This is a genomic window from Streptomyces sp. NPDC055506 (assembly GCF_053643595.1).
The window spans coordinates 1-16,080 of the sequence record NZ_JBSHKH010000012.1 but is presented as its reverse complement, the minus strand read 5'-3'; the positions used below and the strand labels follow the sequence as shown (position 1 = coordinate 16,080).

Below are 16,080 nucleotides of genomic sequence, written 5' to 3'. Positions count from 1 at the left end.
GCGGTCGTCGCCCGGGCCGACGACGTCCTGCTCATGGCCGGTGTCCGGTCATCCGGGCCGCCGACGCGATCGTCGCCCTGGCCTCACGCTCGGACAGGCCGGTGTGGAGAGCCGCTTCGACCAGGGGATCCACGAGCGCCGGGCCGATGCCGTCCTCGTACGCCCGGCAGGCCGCCCAGAACAGCCGCGTGTTGCGTTGGCCCTCGTGCGCGCCCAGGACGAACTGGACCAGGCCCTGGCCGTGCCCGCCGGCCGACGGGGGCGTGGGGTGGTGGGCACGGGGCGGCGGGAGCAGCAGCCGCAGCAGGGAGCGCGGGCAGGGGGCGGGCGCCAGGTGCGCGGTCCCTGGGGCGGCGGCGTACACCCCCTGGCCGGTGCGGGAGCCGGGGCCGACGAGGTAGCCGCCGGCGCCCCGGATGTCGATGCCGGGGGCGAGACGTCCCGCCGAGTTGGGGACCACCACGTCGGGCGGGCCGCTCAGCCAGAGGTGACGCCCGCCGGACGGGGTCAGGACCACCACCGTCGGGGGGATGGTGAACAGATGCCGCAGGGCCAGCTCGCGCAGGGCCGCCGAGGAGTCCCTGCCGGTCTTCACGTCCAGGTCGATGCCGATCAGCTGGTGCGGGGGCAGGCCGCAGGCGATGCCGTAGCCGGTCGCCCAGGGCGCCGCGGCGAAGAGTTCGCGGATGCGGGCCGGGTCGCTGGAGGCGTCGTACACGCCGTGCCCGAGACGGCCGCACGCGCCGTGGCAGAGGGAGGGGGCGGGGTCGTCGCGGTGCGGGGAGCGCAGCGCCGGGAGCTTGGTGCGGGACAAGGGGATGACGGCCAGTCCGCGTTCGGCGGCTGACAGGGCGTGTGCGAGGGCCAGCGTCGTGGCCTGCCGGTCGGTGGTGGCCATGCTTCTAGTTTCGTACGTACGTTCGAAAAAGGAAAGAGGGAGCGGGTGTGACGCGCCGGGGCCGAGGCCTGTGTGCGAAAAGTGCTGGAACGCTTCGGCCCTTGCGGCACCAGGGTTCGAACCGCCTCTTCCCTCCCGGTCCGGTACGGAAGTGATGCAAAGGGGTTTATCGACATGTCATCACGCTTGAGTGCGAAAAGGGGCTTCCGGTGTGGTTCGCCGGGGATTCGGTGGGCAACTCTGGACTCGCGACGTCGAGCAACGGACCAGGGCGGTCGGCCAACTTCCCTGGAAGCAGCAGTACTTCTCCATGCAGTCCTTGGTTCTGAAGTCTCAGAAGTCCCGAGTCTCAGAAGTCTCAGAAGTCCTTGGAGGGACAACAACATGGCAAGCATCCGTACCGCCCGCGTCATCGCCGCCGTCTCCGCCCTTCCGCTCGCGGCCGCCCTCTTCAGCGGCATCGCGACGGCGGACAACGGCTCCTTCGCGGACAACGGATCGATCGCGTCCGTCACGGAGGCCGAGGCGGGTGTCCTCGGCAGTGGTGTCGGGGGTGACAACTTCGGCACCTCGTCCACCACGAATCAGCAGGCCGTCGGCGACGGTGCCTCGAACCAGAGCAACACCGCCCAGGTCAACGGCTCCGCCTTCACGGCCGTCAACCAGGGCAACGACAACACCGCCGTCAGCTTCACCCCGCTGTGGTGGTGAGCTGAGCGGGCCGGTGTACCGGCATCGGCCCGCCGTCCGTGTGGGTGTGCATCGTGGGGTGACAAGCGTCTGAGCGGCGGTACTTCGGTACCGCCGCGCAGGCGTTTCGGCGTCCGTGGGGTGCGATGCCTTGACGCCGCACCAAATCTGACGGACAGTCAGAAATCGTGAACGGTGAGCCGGAGGTCCACGAGGAGTCCGAGGAGTCGGAGAGATCCGAGGCGTTCGAGGCGCGCCTGAAGGCCTACGAGGGCCGCCCGGCGGCCGCCACCGGGGTCGGCCGGGACCCCGTCAACGCGCCGATGATCAGGCACTGGTGCGAGGCCATGGGCGACACCAGCCCCGCCTACACCGGACCGGACGCCATCGCTCCCCCCACCATGCTCCAGGCGTGGACCATGGCCGGCCTCACCCGCCGACCGGAACGCACGGCGGCCTACGACGAACTCCTGCGCCTACTCGACGAGTCGGGCTACGACGCGGTCGTCGCCACCGACTGCGAGCAGGAGTATCCGCGCCCCCTGCGCCCCGGCGACGAGATCACCTTCGACTCGGTGATCGAGTCGGTCTCCAACCTGAAGACCACGAAGCTGGGGGCGGGTTACTTCATCACGACCCGTACGGACATCCGGACCGGCGGCGAACTCGCCGGCACCCACCGCTTCCGCATCCTCAAGTACGCCCCCGCACGGCGGCCGGGGAAGCAGACCCCCGAACCGCCCGGGGAGCGCCGCCCCCGCCCGGTCGTCAACCGCGACAACGCCGGCTTCTGGGAGGGCGTGGCCCGCCACGAGCTGCTCATCCAGCGCTGCACCGGCTGCGGCGACCTGCGCTTCCCCTGGCTGCCGGGCTGCAACAGCTGCGGCTCCCCGGAGTGGGACACCGTCGAGGCGAGCGGCGAGGGCACGGTCTACTCGTACGTCGTCATGCACCACCCGCCCTTCCCGGCCTTCGAGCCCCCCTACGCGGTCGGGCTGATCGAGCTCGCGGAGGGCGTGCGGATCGTCAGCAACGTGGTCGGGGTGCCGTACGACAAGGTGCGGATCGGCATGCCGGTCCGGCTCGAGTTCCGGCGCTACGACGACGAGCTGGTCCTGCCCGTCTTCCAGGGGGTGACGCGGTGAACGCCGGCGACCGACTCCCGCCCCTGGAGATCCCCGTCACCCGCACCCTGATCGTCGCCGGGGCGATCGCGTCCCGCGACTACCAGGACGTGCACCACGATCCGGACCTGGCCCGGCGGAAGGGCTCCCCCGACATCTTCATGAACATCCTGACGACCAACGGCCTGGTCGGCCGGTACATCACGGACCACTTCGGTCCGCGGGCCGTGCTGCGCCGGGTGGCCATCCGGCTCGGCGCGCCCAACCACCCCGGCGACACGATGGTGCTGACGGGCACGGTCGAGGAGGTCGACGGCGACATGGTGACGGTCCGGATCGTCGGCGCGAACGGCCTCGGCAAGCACGTCACCGGCACGGTGACGGTCGTGGTTCCGGCGGGAGCCGGGACGACGGCGGATCCCGGCGGACCGTCGACCGAGGACATCCCATGAGCCGAGGAGGCCCGGCATGAGTCCGCGTCGGCACGACGCCCTCGGCGGGCGGGCGGCCATCGTCGGTATCGGGGCCACCGAGTTCTCCAAGGACTCGGGGCGCAGCGAGCTGCGGCTTGCCGTCGAGGCGGTGCGGGCGGCGCTGGCGGACGCCGGGCTCGTCCCGGCCGACGTCGACGGGATGGTCACGTTCACCATGGACACCAGCCCCGAGATCACCGTGGCCCAGGCAGCGGGCATCGGCGAGCTCTCCTTCTTCTCCCGGATCCACTACGGCGGCGGCGCCGCCTGCGCCACCGTCCAGCAGGCGGCCCTCGCGATCGCGGCGGGCGTGGCGGACGTGGTCGTCTGCTACCGGGCGTTCAACGAGCGCTCGGGCCGCCGCTTCGGCTCCGGCGTCCGGCACCGCGAGCCCTCGGCCGAGGGCGCGGCGCTCGGCTGGTCGCTGCCGTTCGGCCTGCTCACCCCGGCCTCCTGGGTGGCGATGGCGGCCCAGCGGTACCTCCACACGTACGGGCTGAAGCCGGAGGTGTTCGGGCACGTGGCCGTGGTCGACCGCGCCTACGCGGCGAACAACCCGGCCGCGTACTTCCACGGCCGGCCCATCACCCTGGCCGACCACGCCGCGTCCCGCTGGATCGTCGAGCCGCTGCGGCTCCTGGACTGCTGCCAGGAGACCGACGGCGGCCAGGCCCTCGTGGTCACCTCGGTGGAGCGGGCCCGCGACCTGCCCCACCCGCCGGCCGTGATCGCGGCGGCGGCCCAGGGCGCGGGACGCGCGCAGGAGCAGATGACCAGCTTCTACCGCGACGACCTGACCGGCCTGCCCGAGACGGCGGTGGTGGCCCGGCAGCTGTGGCGGACCTCCGGACTCGCGCCGGCCGACATCGACGTGGGGATCCTCTACGACCACTTCACACCGTTCGTGCTGACGCAGCTGGAGGAGTTCGGCTTCTGCGGCCCCGGCGAGGCACCGGACTTCGTGGCCGAGCGGCGCCTGCCGATCAACACACACGGGGGACAGCTGGGGGAGGCGTACCTGCACGGGATGAACGGGGTGGCGGAAGCCGTCCGGCAGATCAGGGGGACGGCGGTGAACCCGATCCCCGGAGCGGAACGGGTCCTGGTGACGGCGGGGACGGGCGTGCCTACGTCGGGACTCGTACTCACAGCCGACCCTGAGGGGACAACCCGCAGTACCCCGGTGCCTCCGCTCCACCTCTAGGAGGTGCAGCGGGCCCTACCCCTACAACCTGAGGGGGACCCCGCTTCGGGACCTGCGGCCGATCCGCCGGACCCGGCCCCGCTCATAGCGTTGAGCCATGACCACACTCGTCTGCACCAGCGCGTCGAAGGCCGCTTCACCAGCGGCGCAGACTCTTCCGTACCCGTCGTTCTCGTCGTACGTCAGGGCCCGCCAGCCGGTGCTGCTGCGTACCGCCCGCTCGCTCACCGGCAACCCGAGCGACGCGGAGGACCTGTTGCAGACCGCGCTCACCAAGACGTACGTCGCCTGGGAGCGTATCGAGGACCACCGCGCCCTCGACGGCTATGTGCGCCGGGCGCTGCTGAACACGCGGACGTCGCAGTGGCGCAAGCGCAAGGTCGACGAGTTCGCCTGCGACGAGCTGCCCGAGCCGGAGCCGGTGACCGGCAGCGACGACCCGGCCGAGCAGCAGGCGCTGCGTGACGCGATGTGGCGGGCGATCATGCGGCTGCCCGCCCGGCAGCGGGCGATGGTAGTCCTCAGGTACTACGAGGACCTCAGCGAGGTCCAGACGGCCGAAGTGCTCGGCGTCTCGGTGGGCACGGTGAAGTCGGCCGTCTCACGCGCGCTGGGAAAGCTCCGCGAGGACGCTGAGCTGGGACTTGTCCGCCAGTGAGCCCCGCCCGGCACGCCGCCCCGGCCGCCGCTGAGCCACTCATTCCGCTTGGCGTGATGTGATCGATCGCCCGGTCCTAGTGACATACCGCGCGGTATGTGCGCAGAATCAGCGCAACCTTTACCACCGCGTTGGCAATGTCGCCCCGGGAGGACGCCGTGCTGAGCACCATGCAGGACGTACCGCTGCTGATCTCGAGGATCCTGACCCACGGGTCCACGATCCACGGGACATCGCAGGTGACCACGTGGACCGGTGAGGACGAGCCGCACCGCCGCTCCTTCGCGGAGATCGGTGCCCGCGCCGCCCAGCTGGCCCACGCGCTCCGGGAGGACCTCGGCGTCACCGGCGACGAGCGCGTCGCGACTCTGGCCTGGAACAACGCGGAACATGTCGAGGCCTACTTCGCGATCCCGTCCATGGGCGCGGTCCTGCACACCCTGAACCTCCGCCTCCCGCCCGAGCAGCTGGCCTGGATCGTCAACCACGCCGCCGACCGCGTGATCATCGCCAACGGTTCGCTGCTCCCCCTGCTCGCCCCGCTGCTCCCGCACCTCAAGACGGTCGAGCACGTGGTCGTCACCGGCCCCGGGGACCGCTCCCTCCTCGCGGACGCGACCGCCCGTGTCCACGAGTACGAGGACCTGATCGCCGACAAGCCGACGTCGTACGACTGGCCCGAGCTGGACGAACGCCAGGCCGCCGCCATGTGCTACACCTCCGGCACCACCGGCGACCCCAAGGGCGTGGTCTACAGCCACCGCTCCATCTACCTGCACTCCATGCAGGTCAACATGGCCCAGTCGATGGGCCTGACCGACGGGGACACCTCGCTGGTCGTCGTGCCCCAGTTCCATGTGAACGCCTGGGGCCTGCCGCACGCGACCTTCATGACCGGCGTGAACATGCTGATGCCGGACCGCTTCCTCCAGCCGGCCCCGCTCGCCGCGATGATCGAGCGCGAGAAGCCCACCCACGCGGCCGCCGTCCCCACCATCTGGCAGGGCCTGCTCGCCGAGCTGACCGCGAACCCGCGTGACGTCTCCTTCCTCGGCCAGGTCACCATCGGCGGCGCGGCCTGTCCGCCCTCCCTCATGGAGGCCTTCGACAAGCTGGGCATGCGGGTCTGCCACGCCTGGGGCATGACGGAGACGTCCCCGCTCGGCACGATCGCCCGCCCCCCGGCCAGCGCGATCGGCACGGCGGACGAGCTCGCCTACCGCCTCACCCAGGGCCGCTTCCCCGCCGGCGTCGAGGGCCGCCTGACCGGCCCGGGCGGCGAACGCCTCCCCTGGGACGGCGAGTCGGCCGGCGAGCTGGAGGTACGCGGCCCGTGGATCGCCGGTGCCTATTACAACGGCCCGGACGCCGACCCGCTCCGCCCGGCCGACAAGTTCAGCGAGGACGGCTGGCTCAAGACGGGCGACGTCGGGACCATCTCCCCCGACGGCTACCTCACCCTCACCGACCGGGCCAAGGATGTCATCAAGTCCGGCGGCGAGTGGATCTCGTCGGTGGACCTGGAGAACGCGCTCATGGCCCACCCGGACGTCGCCGAGGCGGCCGTGGTCGCCGTCCCCGACGACAAGTGGGGCGAGCGCCCCCTGGCCACGGTCGTCCTCAAGGAGGGCGCCACCGCCACCTTCGAGACCCTGCGCGCCTTCCTCGCCGACGAGGGCAGCATCGCCAAGTGGCAGCTCCCGGAGCGCTGGACGGTCATCGAGGCGGTCCCGAAGACGAGCGTCGGAAAGTTCGACAAGAAAGTACTGCGCAGGCAGTACGCGGAGGGCGACCTGGACATCACCAAGCTCGGCTGACCCGCAGAACGTCTCGGAGCCCCTGGCCACCGCCAGGGGCTCACCCCTGCACGGCGCTCCCCGCGTCCCACTCCTCCTCGAGCAGGCCGAAGACCAGCGAGTCCCGCCAGCCGTCACGGATGAGCTGGGTGTGCCGCAGGCGTCCCTCCAGCGTCATGCCGAGCTTGGCCAGCACCCGCGCGGAGCCGAGATTCCGGGGATCGCAGGTGGCATGGACGCGATGGAGCCGCGAGTCGCCGAAGGCGTGCCCGAGAAGCAGCCGCCCGATCTCCGTCCCGATGCCCCGCCCCCAGACGCGCGGATGCACGATGTACGAGATCTCGCCCTGCCGCCGGGGTGCGTCGCGCACCCGCAGCTCCCCCATCCCCACGACGTCCCGCCCAAGCCGGGCCACATAGGGAAAGCGGCGCTGGGGCCTGTCCGACCAGGCATCGACCGCACCCGCCACGAACTCCCGCGTCTCGTCCGGCGTGTTCGGCCCCCACGGCTGATAGCGGCAGGCCTCGGGCAGACCCGCCCAGGTGTGGACGGCGGCCCAGTCCTGCGAACCGATCCTGCTCAGGGTCACGGTTTCGCGGCGCACAGGAAGATCATGTCCACCCCGGCGTACGGCTATCCGCGGCCCTCTCACACACGGGAGGCCGTCCGCCCGGCCGGCGCCCCGCGTTCCCGCCCCGCGTCGCGCCCCGCGGCATCGCCTCACCGCCGGGGGAGCCGGGCCGTAGCCGAGGTCAGCCCCCATCCCAGCACCAGCCACAGCCCCGCCACCGCGCACACCCCGCCCCAGCCGAAGTGGCTGAAGGCGGTCCCGCCGAGAGCCGAGGCCCCGGCGCCGCCCGCGAAGCCCGCGACCACATAGGCGGTGTTGGCCGTGGCGGGGGTGGAGGTCGCGGTCAGGGCGAGGGTCTGGTTGGCGACATGGGAGGCGACGAGCGCCGCGTGGATCGCGATCGCGGCGGCGAACAGCGCGGCAAGCGCGTGCCCGCCCAGCCAGAACAGCGGCACGGACACGGCCGCGAGCAGATACGCGGACCGTACGACCCGCGCCGCGCCGAACCGGTCCACGAACCCGCCGGCCAGCGGAGCCACCGCACTCGCCGTCAGCCCGAAGAGCCCGAACAGCCCGGCGGTCGCGGTGGACAGCCCGTACGCGGGGCCGGTCAGCAGCAGGGAGAGCGCGGTCCACAGCGCGCTCCACGCGCCGAACATCCCGGCCTGCCGCAGGCACGCCCGCCACAGCTCCGGTGACCCCCGCAGCACCGACGGCAGCGCGGCGAGCCCCGCGAACAGCGGGCCTTCCCGCCGCCGCCGCGACGGCAGGACGAACGCGGTCGCGAGCCCCAGGACGAGGGTGAGCAGGGCCGCGCCCGCGAACACCCAGCGCCAGCCGAAGGCCTGCCCGGCCAGCCCGCCCAGGACCCGGGCCCCGACGATGCCGGTGAACAGGCCCGCGATGACGGCCGCGACATGACGGGCACGCCGGTCGGCGGGGGCGCGTTCGGCGACCAGCGGGACGAGCAGCTGGGGGATGACGGTCGTGGCCGAGGCGACGAACATGGCGATCGCGAGGGCGGTGGCGCCCGGGGCGGCCGCACTGGCGCCCAGCGCGACGGTGGTGACGAGGGTGAGCCCGGCGACCAGCCGGCGCCGGTTCGCGCTGTCGCCGAGCGGGGCGAAGAACAGCAGGCCGACCGCGTAGCCGAGCTGGGCGACCGAGGCGATCCAGGCGACGGCCGAGGGGGCCGAGCCGAAGTCGCGGGCCATGAGCGAGAGCAGCGGTGCGGCGAGGTAGATGTTGGCGGCGGTCACCGCGCTGCACACGGCGATCAGGGTGAGGAAGAGGCCGGGTGCGGGCGTACGCGCCTGCCGGGGAGGGGCCTGTTCGGCCCGGCGGGTCGTGGTCGTGGTCGCTGACGGCATGGAAGGGGACTCCTCGGAGTCGATTTGGAGTCGGGAGTCGGCTTGGAGTCGGCTCTAACAACTAACTGGTTGGTTGGATGATGGAGCAACAGTGTGAGCCGCCCTTCGATTCCCTGTCAACCAAACAGTTGGTTACCCGGCGCGCTACCCTCTCCCCCATGGCACCAAGGGACCCCGAGGCCACCAAGGCCCGGATCTTCGAGGCGGCGGTCGCCGAGTTCGCCCGGCACGGCATCGCCGGCGCGCGCATCGACCGCATCGCCGCCGAGGCGAAGGCCAACAAGCAGCTGATCTACGCCTACTTCGGCAACAAGGCGGAGCTGTTCGCGATCGTCCTCGAGAAGAAGATGCTCCACCTCGCCGAGGACGTCCCCGTCGTCCCGGACGACATCGAGAGCTGGATCGACCGCGTGATGGACTACCACGCCGCCCACCCGGAGCTGCTGCGCCTGCTCTTCTGGGAGGGCCTGGAGTACGGCAGCGCCGAACTGCCCCACGAGTCCGCCCGCCAGGAGCACTACGTCCGCAAGGTCGCCGCCCTCAAGGACGGCCAGGACCGGGGCGTCATCACGGACGCCCTCCCGGCGGCCGACCTGCTGTTCCTGCTCACCGCCCTGGCCAACTGGACCGCCGTCGTCCCGCAGATGCGGCGCATCCTGGTCGGCGACGGGGAGGACGCCCAGGACCGCCTGCGCGCGTCGGTCAAGGAGGCGGCGCGCAGGCTGACGGCCCGGTAGAACCGGCCACCCGCCCACCCGTCCGCTCGGCCGCCGGGCCTCCGGCCACCCGTCCGCTCGGCCATCGGGCCTCCGGCCACCCGTCCGCTCGGCCACCGGGCCCCCGGCCACGGGCCCGCCCGGCCACCGGGCCCCCGGGCCCCCGGCCACCCGTCCGCCCGGCCACCGCGCCCCGGCCACCCGTCCGCCGCCTCAGCCGGTACCGCTCTGGCTCAGCCGGCCCCGATCCGGCTCAGTTGGTCCCGATCCGGCTCAGCAGCTCGACGATCCGGGTCTGCACATCGCCGCTGGTGGACCGCTCCGCGAGGAACAGCACCGTTTCCCCGGAGGCCAGCCGCGGCAGGTCGGCCTGGTCGACGGCGGCGGTGTAGACGACCAGCGGGGTGCGGTTCAGCTGCCCGTTCGCGCGCAGCCAGTCCACGATCCCGGCGAACCCGGCCTGCCGCTGGTGCACCTGCATCAGGTCCATCACGACCAGGTTCGGCCGGAAATCGCTGGCCAGCGTCACCGCGTCCGCGTCGCTCGCGGCCCGCGCGACCTGCATCCCGCGCCGCTCCAGCGTCGCCGTCAGCGCCAGCGCGATCTCCGCGTGCTCCTCGATCAGCAGCACCCGCGGCGGGTGCTGCTCACTGTCGCGCGGCGCCAGCGCCTTCAGCAGCACGGCCGGATCGGCACCGTAGGCAGCGTCCCGCGAGGCCTGTCCGAGCCCGGCCGTGACGAGGACGGGCACCTCGGCGGCCACGGCGGCCTGCCGCAGCGACTGCAGCGCCGTACGGGTGATCGGCCCGGTCAGCGGGTCGACGAACAGCGCGGCGGGGAACGCCGCGATCTGCGCGTCCACCTCCTCGCGTGAGTTCACGATCACGGGCCGGTAGCCGCGGTCGCTCAGCGCCTGCTGGGTGCTGACGTCCGGCGCTGGCCACACCAGCAGCCGCCGCGGGTTGTCCAGCGGCTCCGGCGGCAACTCGTCGTCCATCGGCTGCGGCCGCGGCGGATCGGCCACCTCGACGGCACCCCCGGGCCCGTCCAGCGGCTCGGGCCCCTCGGCGGCGTTCTCGTCGGGTGCGCCTATGGCGTACGACCGGCCGCCGCCCTCGGTCAGCTGCGTGAGCCGGGACTGACCGGCGAGGGACGGCTGAGCCGGCACGGGGGCCGGGGCGGGCACCTGGGCGGCGACCGGCGGGGGCGTCGGCTCGGCCGGATGCGGACGCGCGGCCTGCTCAGGACGGGCCGCCTGCTCGGGGCGCGCCGTCTGGTCGGGGCGCTGTCCCTGGTCCGGACGGGACGCCGGTTCCGTACGGGTGGCCTGATCGGGACGCGTGGCCGGGTCGGGCGGCGTGCCGAGCTTGCGGCGCCGGCCCGATCCGCCCGGCTGGTGCGGGGGCGGCGTCGCCGTCGGCAGGGGGACGGACAGGGACGGCGACTGCTGGACCTGGGCGGCCTGCCGGTTGAACGGCACGCCCTGCCCCAGCGTCCGCACGCTGATCGCCCGCCCCTGCGTCGAGTTCGGATCGACGGGCGCCGAGGCCTCCGCGGGCAACGGCTGAGCCGCCCGCTGCGCCTGCGCCGCACCCTCCGGCGGCAACGGGGTGCCCGGGGCCGGGGTGTTCGTGGCCGTGGCGTTCGGCTGCGGGGCCTGAGGGGGCGTGCCGTTCGGGGGTACGGCGACACCGGCCCCCGCGCTGTCGTCGGCGGCGGGCCAGGGCTGGGGGGCGGGGGTGCCGCCCTGAGCCGGGGGCCCCTGAGCCGGGGTCCCCTGAGCCGGGGTCCCCTGGACGGGAGTGCCCTGAGCCGGGCTGCCCTGGGCCGGGGTGTCCTGCCCGGGGGCGGCCTCGGCGGGGAGCGGCTGCCCGGCGGAGGGCTGCTGCGCCGCCGCGGCGACGCCCTGCTGCGGCAGGGGCTGCCCGACCTGGGCCGGAGGCTGCAGCGCCTGCCCCGGGAGGGCCGCCTGCACGCTGTGCCCGAGCCCGCCCTGCGCGGGGACGGACACGCCCTGCGGCTGGGGGATGCCGCCCTGCGGAGCGTTCCCCTGAGGCTGAACGGCGTTGCCCTGCGGCGGCACGGCCGTACCCGGCACGGCCTGCGCGGCGGCCACCCCGACCTGGACCGGCGCGCCCTGCCCCGGCGGGACCTGCCCCGCGGCGCCCTGCTGCGCGGGAATGCCCTGCCCGGGCCCCACGGGCACGGAACCGGGCCCCACGGGCACGGAACCAGGCGGCACGGCGGCAGCCGGTACGGCACCCGCTGGCGCGGCACCCGCCGCACCCGCCGTCTGCCCCTGGGCCCCCTCACCCTGCTGCGGCACCACGGCCCGCCGCCGACGGCCCGTCGGCGCACTCGTGGGATGCGGCTGTGGCGGGGTGTGATCGGCGGACTGGTCGTGCGGTACGGCGTCGTGCCGCCCCTCCGCGGCCACCGCGTCACCGGCGGCGGCCGAAGCGGCGACCGCCTCGGTCCCCTGCCTCTGATCGGTCGGTCCGGCCTGAACGCCCTGGTGGGCCGGTTCGACCGGGGTCGTCTGATCGGCCTCGGCCGGCGGCAGGGCGAACACCGGACGCGGCCCCGCGGCCTGCTGCGCCGCCGCCCGCTCATTGGCGGCGGCCAGCGCACGCCGCCGGCGCCCGGTCGGCTGCTGGGCCTGCCCCGGTGCCGCACCGTCCGAACCGGAGCCGGCGTCACCGGACGGCGCGGGCAGGGCTGGAGGCAACGCGCGCTGCTCACCGGGTTCACGCCGGGCCCGCTGCCCGGAGGACTCGGGCACGCCCTGCGGCGGAACGGTCCCGCCCAGCCCCGTACCCGAGGCGGCGGTCCCGGCCGCGTGCTCGGCGGCCGTGACGACGGCCCCCTCGGCGACACCCTGGACGGCACTCCCGACGCCCTCGGCGGCGACGGCCCCTGCGGCGGCACCCTCGGCCGGACGCCCGCGCCGCCGCCCGGTGCCGCCCGACCCGGCGGGCTCACCGGAGGCCCCCGCCGGAAGAGCGGCCGGTTCCCCGGCGGCCCGCCTCCTGCGCCGCCCGGACCCACCGGCCCCGGCGGAACCATCGGCCTCGTCGCCCTCACTGGGAACATCGCCGTCGAGGAAGGCATCGGTGGTGGCGCGCCGCGCCCGGCGCCGCCCCCCACCGGAGGTCTGCTCACCCGGGGCCCCGGCGAGGCCCTCGTCGACCGCCTCGGCGGCGGCATCCGCGGCAACGGCCCCGGCCCCACCCCCGATCGGCACCTCGAGGACGTACGCGCTCCCGCTCATCCCCGGCACGTCATGCGTCTGCAGCACACCGCCGTGCGCCCGGACGATCCCCCGCACGATCGGCTCGTGCACGGTGTCGCCACCGGCGTACGGCCCGCGCACCTCGATGCGTACGACCTCGCCGCGCTGCGCCGCCGCCACCACGACGGTGTTGTCCAGATAACCGCCCGCCGACAGGGGCGTGTTGCCGGTCGCGTCGACCCCCGCCACGTCCGCGACGAGATGCGCGAGGGCGGTGGCGAGCAGCCGAGGATCCACCTCGGCCTCGATGGGCGGCGCGTGCACGGCGAACTGCACCCGCCCGGGCCCGATGAGCTCGACGGCCCCGTCGACCCCGGAGGCGACCACGGCGTCCAGCATCACCTTCGTACGGGCCACGTTCTCGCTGCCCGTGTCGAGCCGCTGGTAGCCGAGGACGTTGTCGATGAGCGTCGTGATCCGCGAGTAGCCCGCGGACAGGTGGTGCAGCACCTGGTTGGCCTCGGGCCACAGCTGCCCGGCGTCGTCGGCGGCGAGCGCGGCCAGCTCGCGCCGCAGTTCCTCGAGCGGCCCGCGCAGCGACCGGCCCAGCAGGGTCAGCAACTGCTCGTGCCGGGCGGCGAGCGCCTCGTACCGGTCCTTCTCCCGCTCCCCGAGCGCGGCGTACCGATCCTCGTTCGCGCCGAGCTCCTCGGCGTGCCGCTCGCTCAGCTCCTCCAGCTCGGTGACGTGCCGCTGGCGCAGCGCGGTCAGCTCGGAGGCGTGCTCCTCGGAGACCCGCTCCAGCTCTTCCTCATGGCGTTTGTCCGCCGCTTCCTTCTCCTCGACGACCGCGTCGTACGGCCGCCGGTCGGTGAAGGTCATCACGGCGCCGACGAGCTGGTCGCCGTCCCGCACGGGCGCGGTCGTCAGATCGACCGGAACCTTGCCGCCGTCCTTGGCGTACAGCACCTGCCCGCGCACCCGGTGCTTGCGCCCGGAGCGCAGGGTGTCGGCGAGCGGCGACTCCTCGTACGGGAAGGCCGACCCGTCGGCTCGCGAGTGCAGCACGAGTTCATGCAGTTCACGCCCGCCGAGATCGCTGGCCCGGAAACCCAGTATCTGAGCGGCGGCCGGATTGACCAGCACGATCCGCCCGTCGGTGTCGGTCCCGACGACGCCCTCGGAGGCGGCCCGCAGAATCATCTCGGTCTGCCGCTGCGACCGCGCGAGCTCGGCTTCGGTGTCCACGGTCCCGGACAAGTCGCGTACGACGAGCATGAGCAGCTCGTCGCCGGTGTAGCCGTAACCGTCGTAGGCCTGCTGCCCGTTCTCCAGATTCGCACTGGTGACCTCGACGGGGAACTCGGTCCCGTCCGTCCTGCGCGCGATCATCCGGGTCGGCTTGGTCCGGCCCTGCGGATCGAGGTGCTCCGGCCGTCGCATGGAGCCGGGGATGAGCTTGGAGTCGAACTGCGGCAGCAGATCGAGCAGCCCGCGCCCCACCAGAGCGGTGCCCGGAGTCTCGAAGGCCTCCAGGGCGATGGTGTTGGCGTTGACGACCGTCCCGTTGGCATTGACCAGCACCAACGCGTCGGGGAGCGCATCCAGTATGGCTGCGAGGCGAGCAGCGCCTCGGGATGGCCTGCTGCTCACGAGACGCTTCCTCCCTGTTACCGCACCTTGCCGACCGCTCGGGCCATCTTGCCAACCGTCCCGCAGCGTGTCACGCGAGGGAGTCTAAGGGCTGCGGTTGCGCTCGCGACGCCGGATGAGAGGGAGGTCGCACGCATAAGTGACCCCGAACTGACGACCGAGTAACCGCCAAACGCCCGCCCTCCTGCGACGACGTCGCGGGACCTTCGCGGGACCTTTACGACGACGGTGTTTCTGTACCTTTTGGCCGGACCGGCGGGATGACGGACGGGGAGGGGCGAAATCCGGACGAGATGCGACGAGGTACGGAGGGTCGTAACGGAGGCGACATGAGGAGAACCGGTGCGGGATCCGACACGGGTTCCGATTGCGTGATCCGCTGCGTGATCCGATACGGGTTCCGCTGCGTGATCCGCCGCGGTACTCAGGCGCGCCGCCCGCTCCCCATGTCCGGCAGGAGCGGCACGAGCCGGTCCCAGCGGGAGATCTGGCAGCCGTCACGGCGGTCGTACGTGGCGTCGACGGGGCGCCCGGCCCAGGTGCCGGTGATGTGCGCGGTGGCCGGCCCGCCGTACTGCATGGTGCAGAAGCCACCCTGCGGGGCGGGAGCGAAGGCCTCCTGCCCCCACCGTGTGTCCCGCTCCAGGGCGGCACAGGCGCCACGCGGGTCGGGATGGCTGCCGCCGTCGGGTCCGCAGTACAGCTCGAAGGTCCCGTCGGCCCCGTTGCCGGCGTTCCGCACGGTGACGGTGAGGTGATCCCGCTCCTTGCTCTTGCCGTCGCCGAGCCCGGTCTGGGCGTACGCGGCGGGGGACACCGCGGCCAGTGACCCGAGGGCGGCGACGGAGGCGGCGGCACCGAGGGCGAGGCGGCGCAGACCGGAGCGGGGGGTGGTCCGGGACGCGGTTCGGGCGGTGGCCCGGGAAATGGCAGTCGACATGCCCTGACTAACGCGGCGTGCCCCGGGACGTTGCGCGACAGCCCGAGAAGGCTTTTGCCCTGCGACCTTCCTGCCTAGTACCGTGGGGGGCGATTGGTGACACGGCGCTCGACTGTGTCATCATCGGCAAGCACCGACTCGCGCTCGCGCGAGAGGATGTTGCGTGGAGGCGTCGCCTAGTCCGGTCTATGGCGCCGCACTGCTAATGCGGTTTGGGACTTAAATCCCATCGAGGGTTCAAATCCCTCCGCCTCCGCACCTGATCACGAAGCCCCGGTCACCCGACCGGGGCTTCGCTGTCGTACCGTCCGGAACAGCCGTTTCCGCAGCTCACAAGGGGTGCGGCAAACGGATTTCACATGGCGGCGGCAGTCATGTAATGTTCTTCCTGTCGCCGCGAGCGAGCCGGAAGGCCCGAGAGCGGCGATAAAACAGAACAAGCACTCGTAGCTTAACGGATAGAGCATCTGACTACGGATCAGAAGGTTGCAGGTTCGAATCCTGCCGAGTGCACAGCAGACCAGAGGCCCTGTGGAGTGATCCACAGGGCCTCTGGCTTGTGTCCTGCCCACATGGTCACCACGATCGGGCGAGTCCCGGTGATCGCCCTTTTCGTCGAGGTGGCGACCCTCGCCGCCGCAGCGATGATGGTCGGCGCGGAGACAGCGCGAATCGAGTGGACCCTGTCCGCCGTACCAGGGGCGTCTGGCGCGACGGCAACGACGGCACACAGATCACGAGCCCCGGAGATATCC

13 protein-coding genes and 2 tRNA genes are annotated in these 16,080 nt (G+C 72.9%); 10 read left to right on the top strand and 5 right to left on the bottom strand.

The features are described from left to right. Positions 1-31 precede the first annotated feature (31 nt). Positions 32-898 carry a bifunctional DNA primase/polymerase gene (locus ACWIF2_RS07360; RefSeq protein ID WP_454359136.1) on the bottom strand — a complete coding sequence of 289 codons (867 nt, stop codon included), beginning with the start codon at positions 896-898 and terminating at the stop codon, positions 32-34. Positions 899-1,282: 384 nt separating this feature from the next. Between ACWIF2_RS07360 and ACWIF2_RS07355 the strand changes: the two genes are divergently transcribed. The 6 genes from ACWIF2_RS07355 (at position 1,283) to ACWIF2_RS07330 (ending at position 6,864) form a co-directional block, all read left to right on the top strand. Beyond that, positions 1,283-1,609: a hypothetical protein gene (locus tag ACWIF2_RS07355; RefSeq protein WP_382492434.1), complete on the top strand. Its 327-nt coding sequence runs from the start codon at positions 1,283-1,285 to the stop codon at positions 1,607-1,609. 167 nt (positions 1,610-1,776) lie between these two features. Next, the gene (locus tag ACWIF2_RS07350; RefSeq protein WP_454359135.1) at positions 1,777-2,733 is read left to right on the top strand and encodes a bifunctional MaoC family dehydratase N-terminal/OB-fold nucleic acid binding domain-containing protein; all 957 of its coding nucleotides are present in this window, start codon (positions 1,777-1,779) and stop codon (positions 2,731-2,733) included. Beyond that, positions 2,730-3,164 carry a MaoC family dehydratase gene (locus tag ACWIF2_RS07345; protein WP_454359134.1) on the top strand — a complete coding sequence of 145 codons (435 nt, stop codon included), beginning with the start codon at positions 2,730-2,732 and terminating at the stop codon, positions 3,162-3,164. The genes ACWIF2_RS07350 and ACWIF2_RS07345 overlap by 4 nt, the downstream gene beginning before the upstream one ends. Before the next feature lie 16 nt (positions 3,165-3,180). Continuing rightward, a complete protein-coding gene (locus tag ACWIF2_RS07340) occupies positions 3,181-4,389 on the top strand; it encodes a lipid-transfer protein (RefSeq protein WP_454359133.1) in 1,209 nt (402 codons plus the stop codon). 97 nt (positions 4,390-4,486) lie between these two features. Then, positions 4,487-5,047 (top strand): SigE family RNA polymerase sigma factor, encoded by a 561-nt coding sequence (locus ACWIF2_RS07335; protein ID WP_382492444.1) that lies wholly within the window; start codon positions 4,487-4,489, stop codon positions 5,045-5,047. 137 nt (positions 5,048-5,184) lie between these two features. Continuing rightward, on the top strand, positions 5,185-6,864 hold the full coding sequence (locus ACWIF2_RS07330; protein ID WP_454359132.1) for a long-chain fatty acid--CoA ligase: 1,680 nt from the start codon (positions 5,185-5,187) through the stop codon (positions 6,862-6,864). Between the two features lie 40 nt (positions 6,865-6,904). Here ACWIF2_RS07330 and ACWIF2_RS07325 read toward each other — a convergent pair whose 3' ends face one another. Both ACWIF2_RS07325 and ACWIF2_RS07320 read right to left on the bottom strand, forming a co-directional pair. Continuing rightward, a complete protein-coding gene (locus ACWIF2_RS07325) occupies positions 6,905-7,447 on the bottom strand; it encodes a GNAT family N-acetyltransferase (RefSeq protein ID WP_454359131.1) in 543 nt (180 codons plus the stop codon). 116 nt (positions 7,448-7,563) lie between these two features. Further along, positions 7,564-8,784, bottom strand: coding sequence for an MFS transporter (locus tag ACWIF2_RS07320; RefSeq protein ID WP_454359130.1), 1,221 nt, complete (start codon positions 8,782-8,784; stop codon positions 7,564-7,566). 158 nt (positions 8,785-8,942) lie between these two features. Between ACWIF2_RS07320 and ACWIF2_RS07315 the strand changes: the two genes are divergently transcribed. After that, entirely contained in the window at positions 8,943-9,521 is a 579-nt protein-coding gene (locus ACWIF2_RS07315) for a TetR family transcriptional regulator (protein ID WP_454359129.1), read from the top strand. 232 nt (positions 9,522-9,753) lie between these two features. Here ACWIF2_RS07315 and ACWIF2_RS07310 read toward each other — a convergent pair whose 3' ends face one another. Continuing rightward, positions 9,754-14,385: a PAS domain-containing protein gene (locus ACWIF2_RS07310; protein WP_454359128.1), complete on the bottom strand. Its 4,632-nt coding sequence runs from the start codon at positions 14,383-14,385 to the stop codon at positions 9,754-9,756. A gap of 424 nt (positions 14,386-14,809) precedes the next feature. Further along, positions 14,810-15,325 (bottom strand): SSI family serine proteinase inhibitor, encoded by a 516-nt coding sequence (locus tag ACWIF2_RS07305; protein WP_454359127.1) that lies wholly within the window; start codon positions 15,323-15,325, stop codon positions 14,810-14,812. A gap of 165 nt (positions 15,326-15,490) precedes the next feature. Here ACWIF2_RS07305 and ACWIF2_RS07300 point away from each other — a divergent pair. From ACWIF2_RS07300 to ACWIF2_RS07290, 3 genes are all read left to right on the top strand, one after another. Next, positions 15,491-15,581: transfer RNA gene (locus ACWIF2_RS07300), tRNA-Ser, on the top strand. 184 nt (positions 15,582-15,765) lie between these two features. Next, positions 15,766-15,838, top strand: a tRNA-Arg gene (locus ACWIF2_RS07295). A 59-nt stretch (positions 15,839-15,897) separates the two neighbouring features. After that, positions 15,898-16,080, top strand: a 183-nt coding sequence (locus ACWIF2_RS07290; protein WP_454359126.1) for a hypothetical protein, incomplete at its 3' end; no start/stop codon positions are given.

Excerpts from the sequence above, each read along its gene's own strand:
- ACWIF2_RS07360 (WP_454359136.1), bottom strand. The coding sequence starts at position 898 with ATGGCCACCACCGACCGGCAGGCCACGACGCTGGCCCTCGCACACGCC.
- ACWIF2_RS07355 (WP_382492434.1), top strand. The coding sequence starts at position 1,283 with ATGGCAAGCATCCGTACCGCCCGCGTCATCGCCGCCGTCTCCGCCCTT.
- ACWIF2_RS07340 (WP_454359133.1), top strand. The coding sequence starts at position 3,181 with ATGAGTCCGCGTCGGCACGACGCCCTCGGCGGGCGGGCGGCCATCGTC.
- ACWIF2_RS07335 (WP_382492444.1), top strand. The coding sequence starts at position 4,487 with ATGACCACACTCGTCTGCACCAGCGCGTCGAAGGCCGCTTCACCAGCG.
- ACWIF2_RS07330 (WP_454359132.1), top strand. The coding sequence starts at position 5,185 with ATGTCGCCCCGGGAGGACGCCGTGCTGAGCACCATGCAGGACGTACCG.
- ACWIF2_RS07320 (WP_454359130.1), bottom strand. The coding sequence starts at position 8,784 with ATGCCGTCAGCGACCACGACCACGACCCGCCGGGCCGAACAGGCCCCT.
- ACWIF2_RS07315 (WP_454359129.1), top strand. The coding sequence starts at position 8,943 with ATGGCACCAAGGGACCCCGAGGCCACCAAGGCCCGGATCTTCGAGGCG.
- ACWIF2_RS07305 (WP_454359127.1), bottom strand. The coding sequence starts at position 15,325 with ATGTCGACTGCCATTTCCCGGGCCACCGCCCGAACCGCGTCCCGGACC.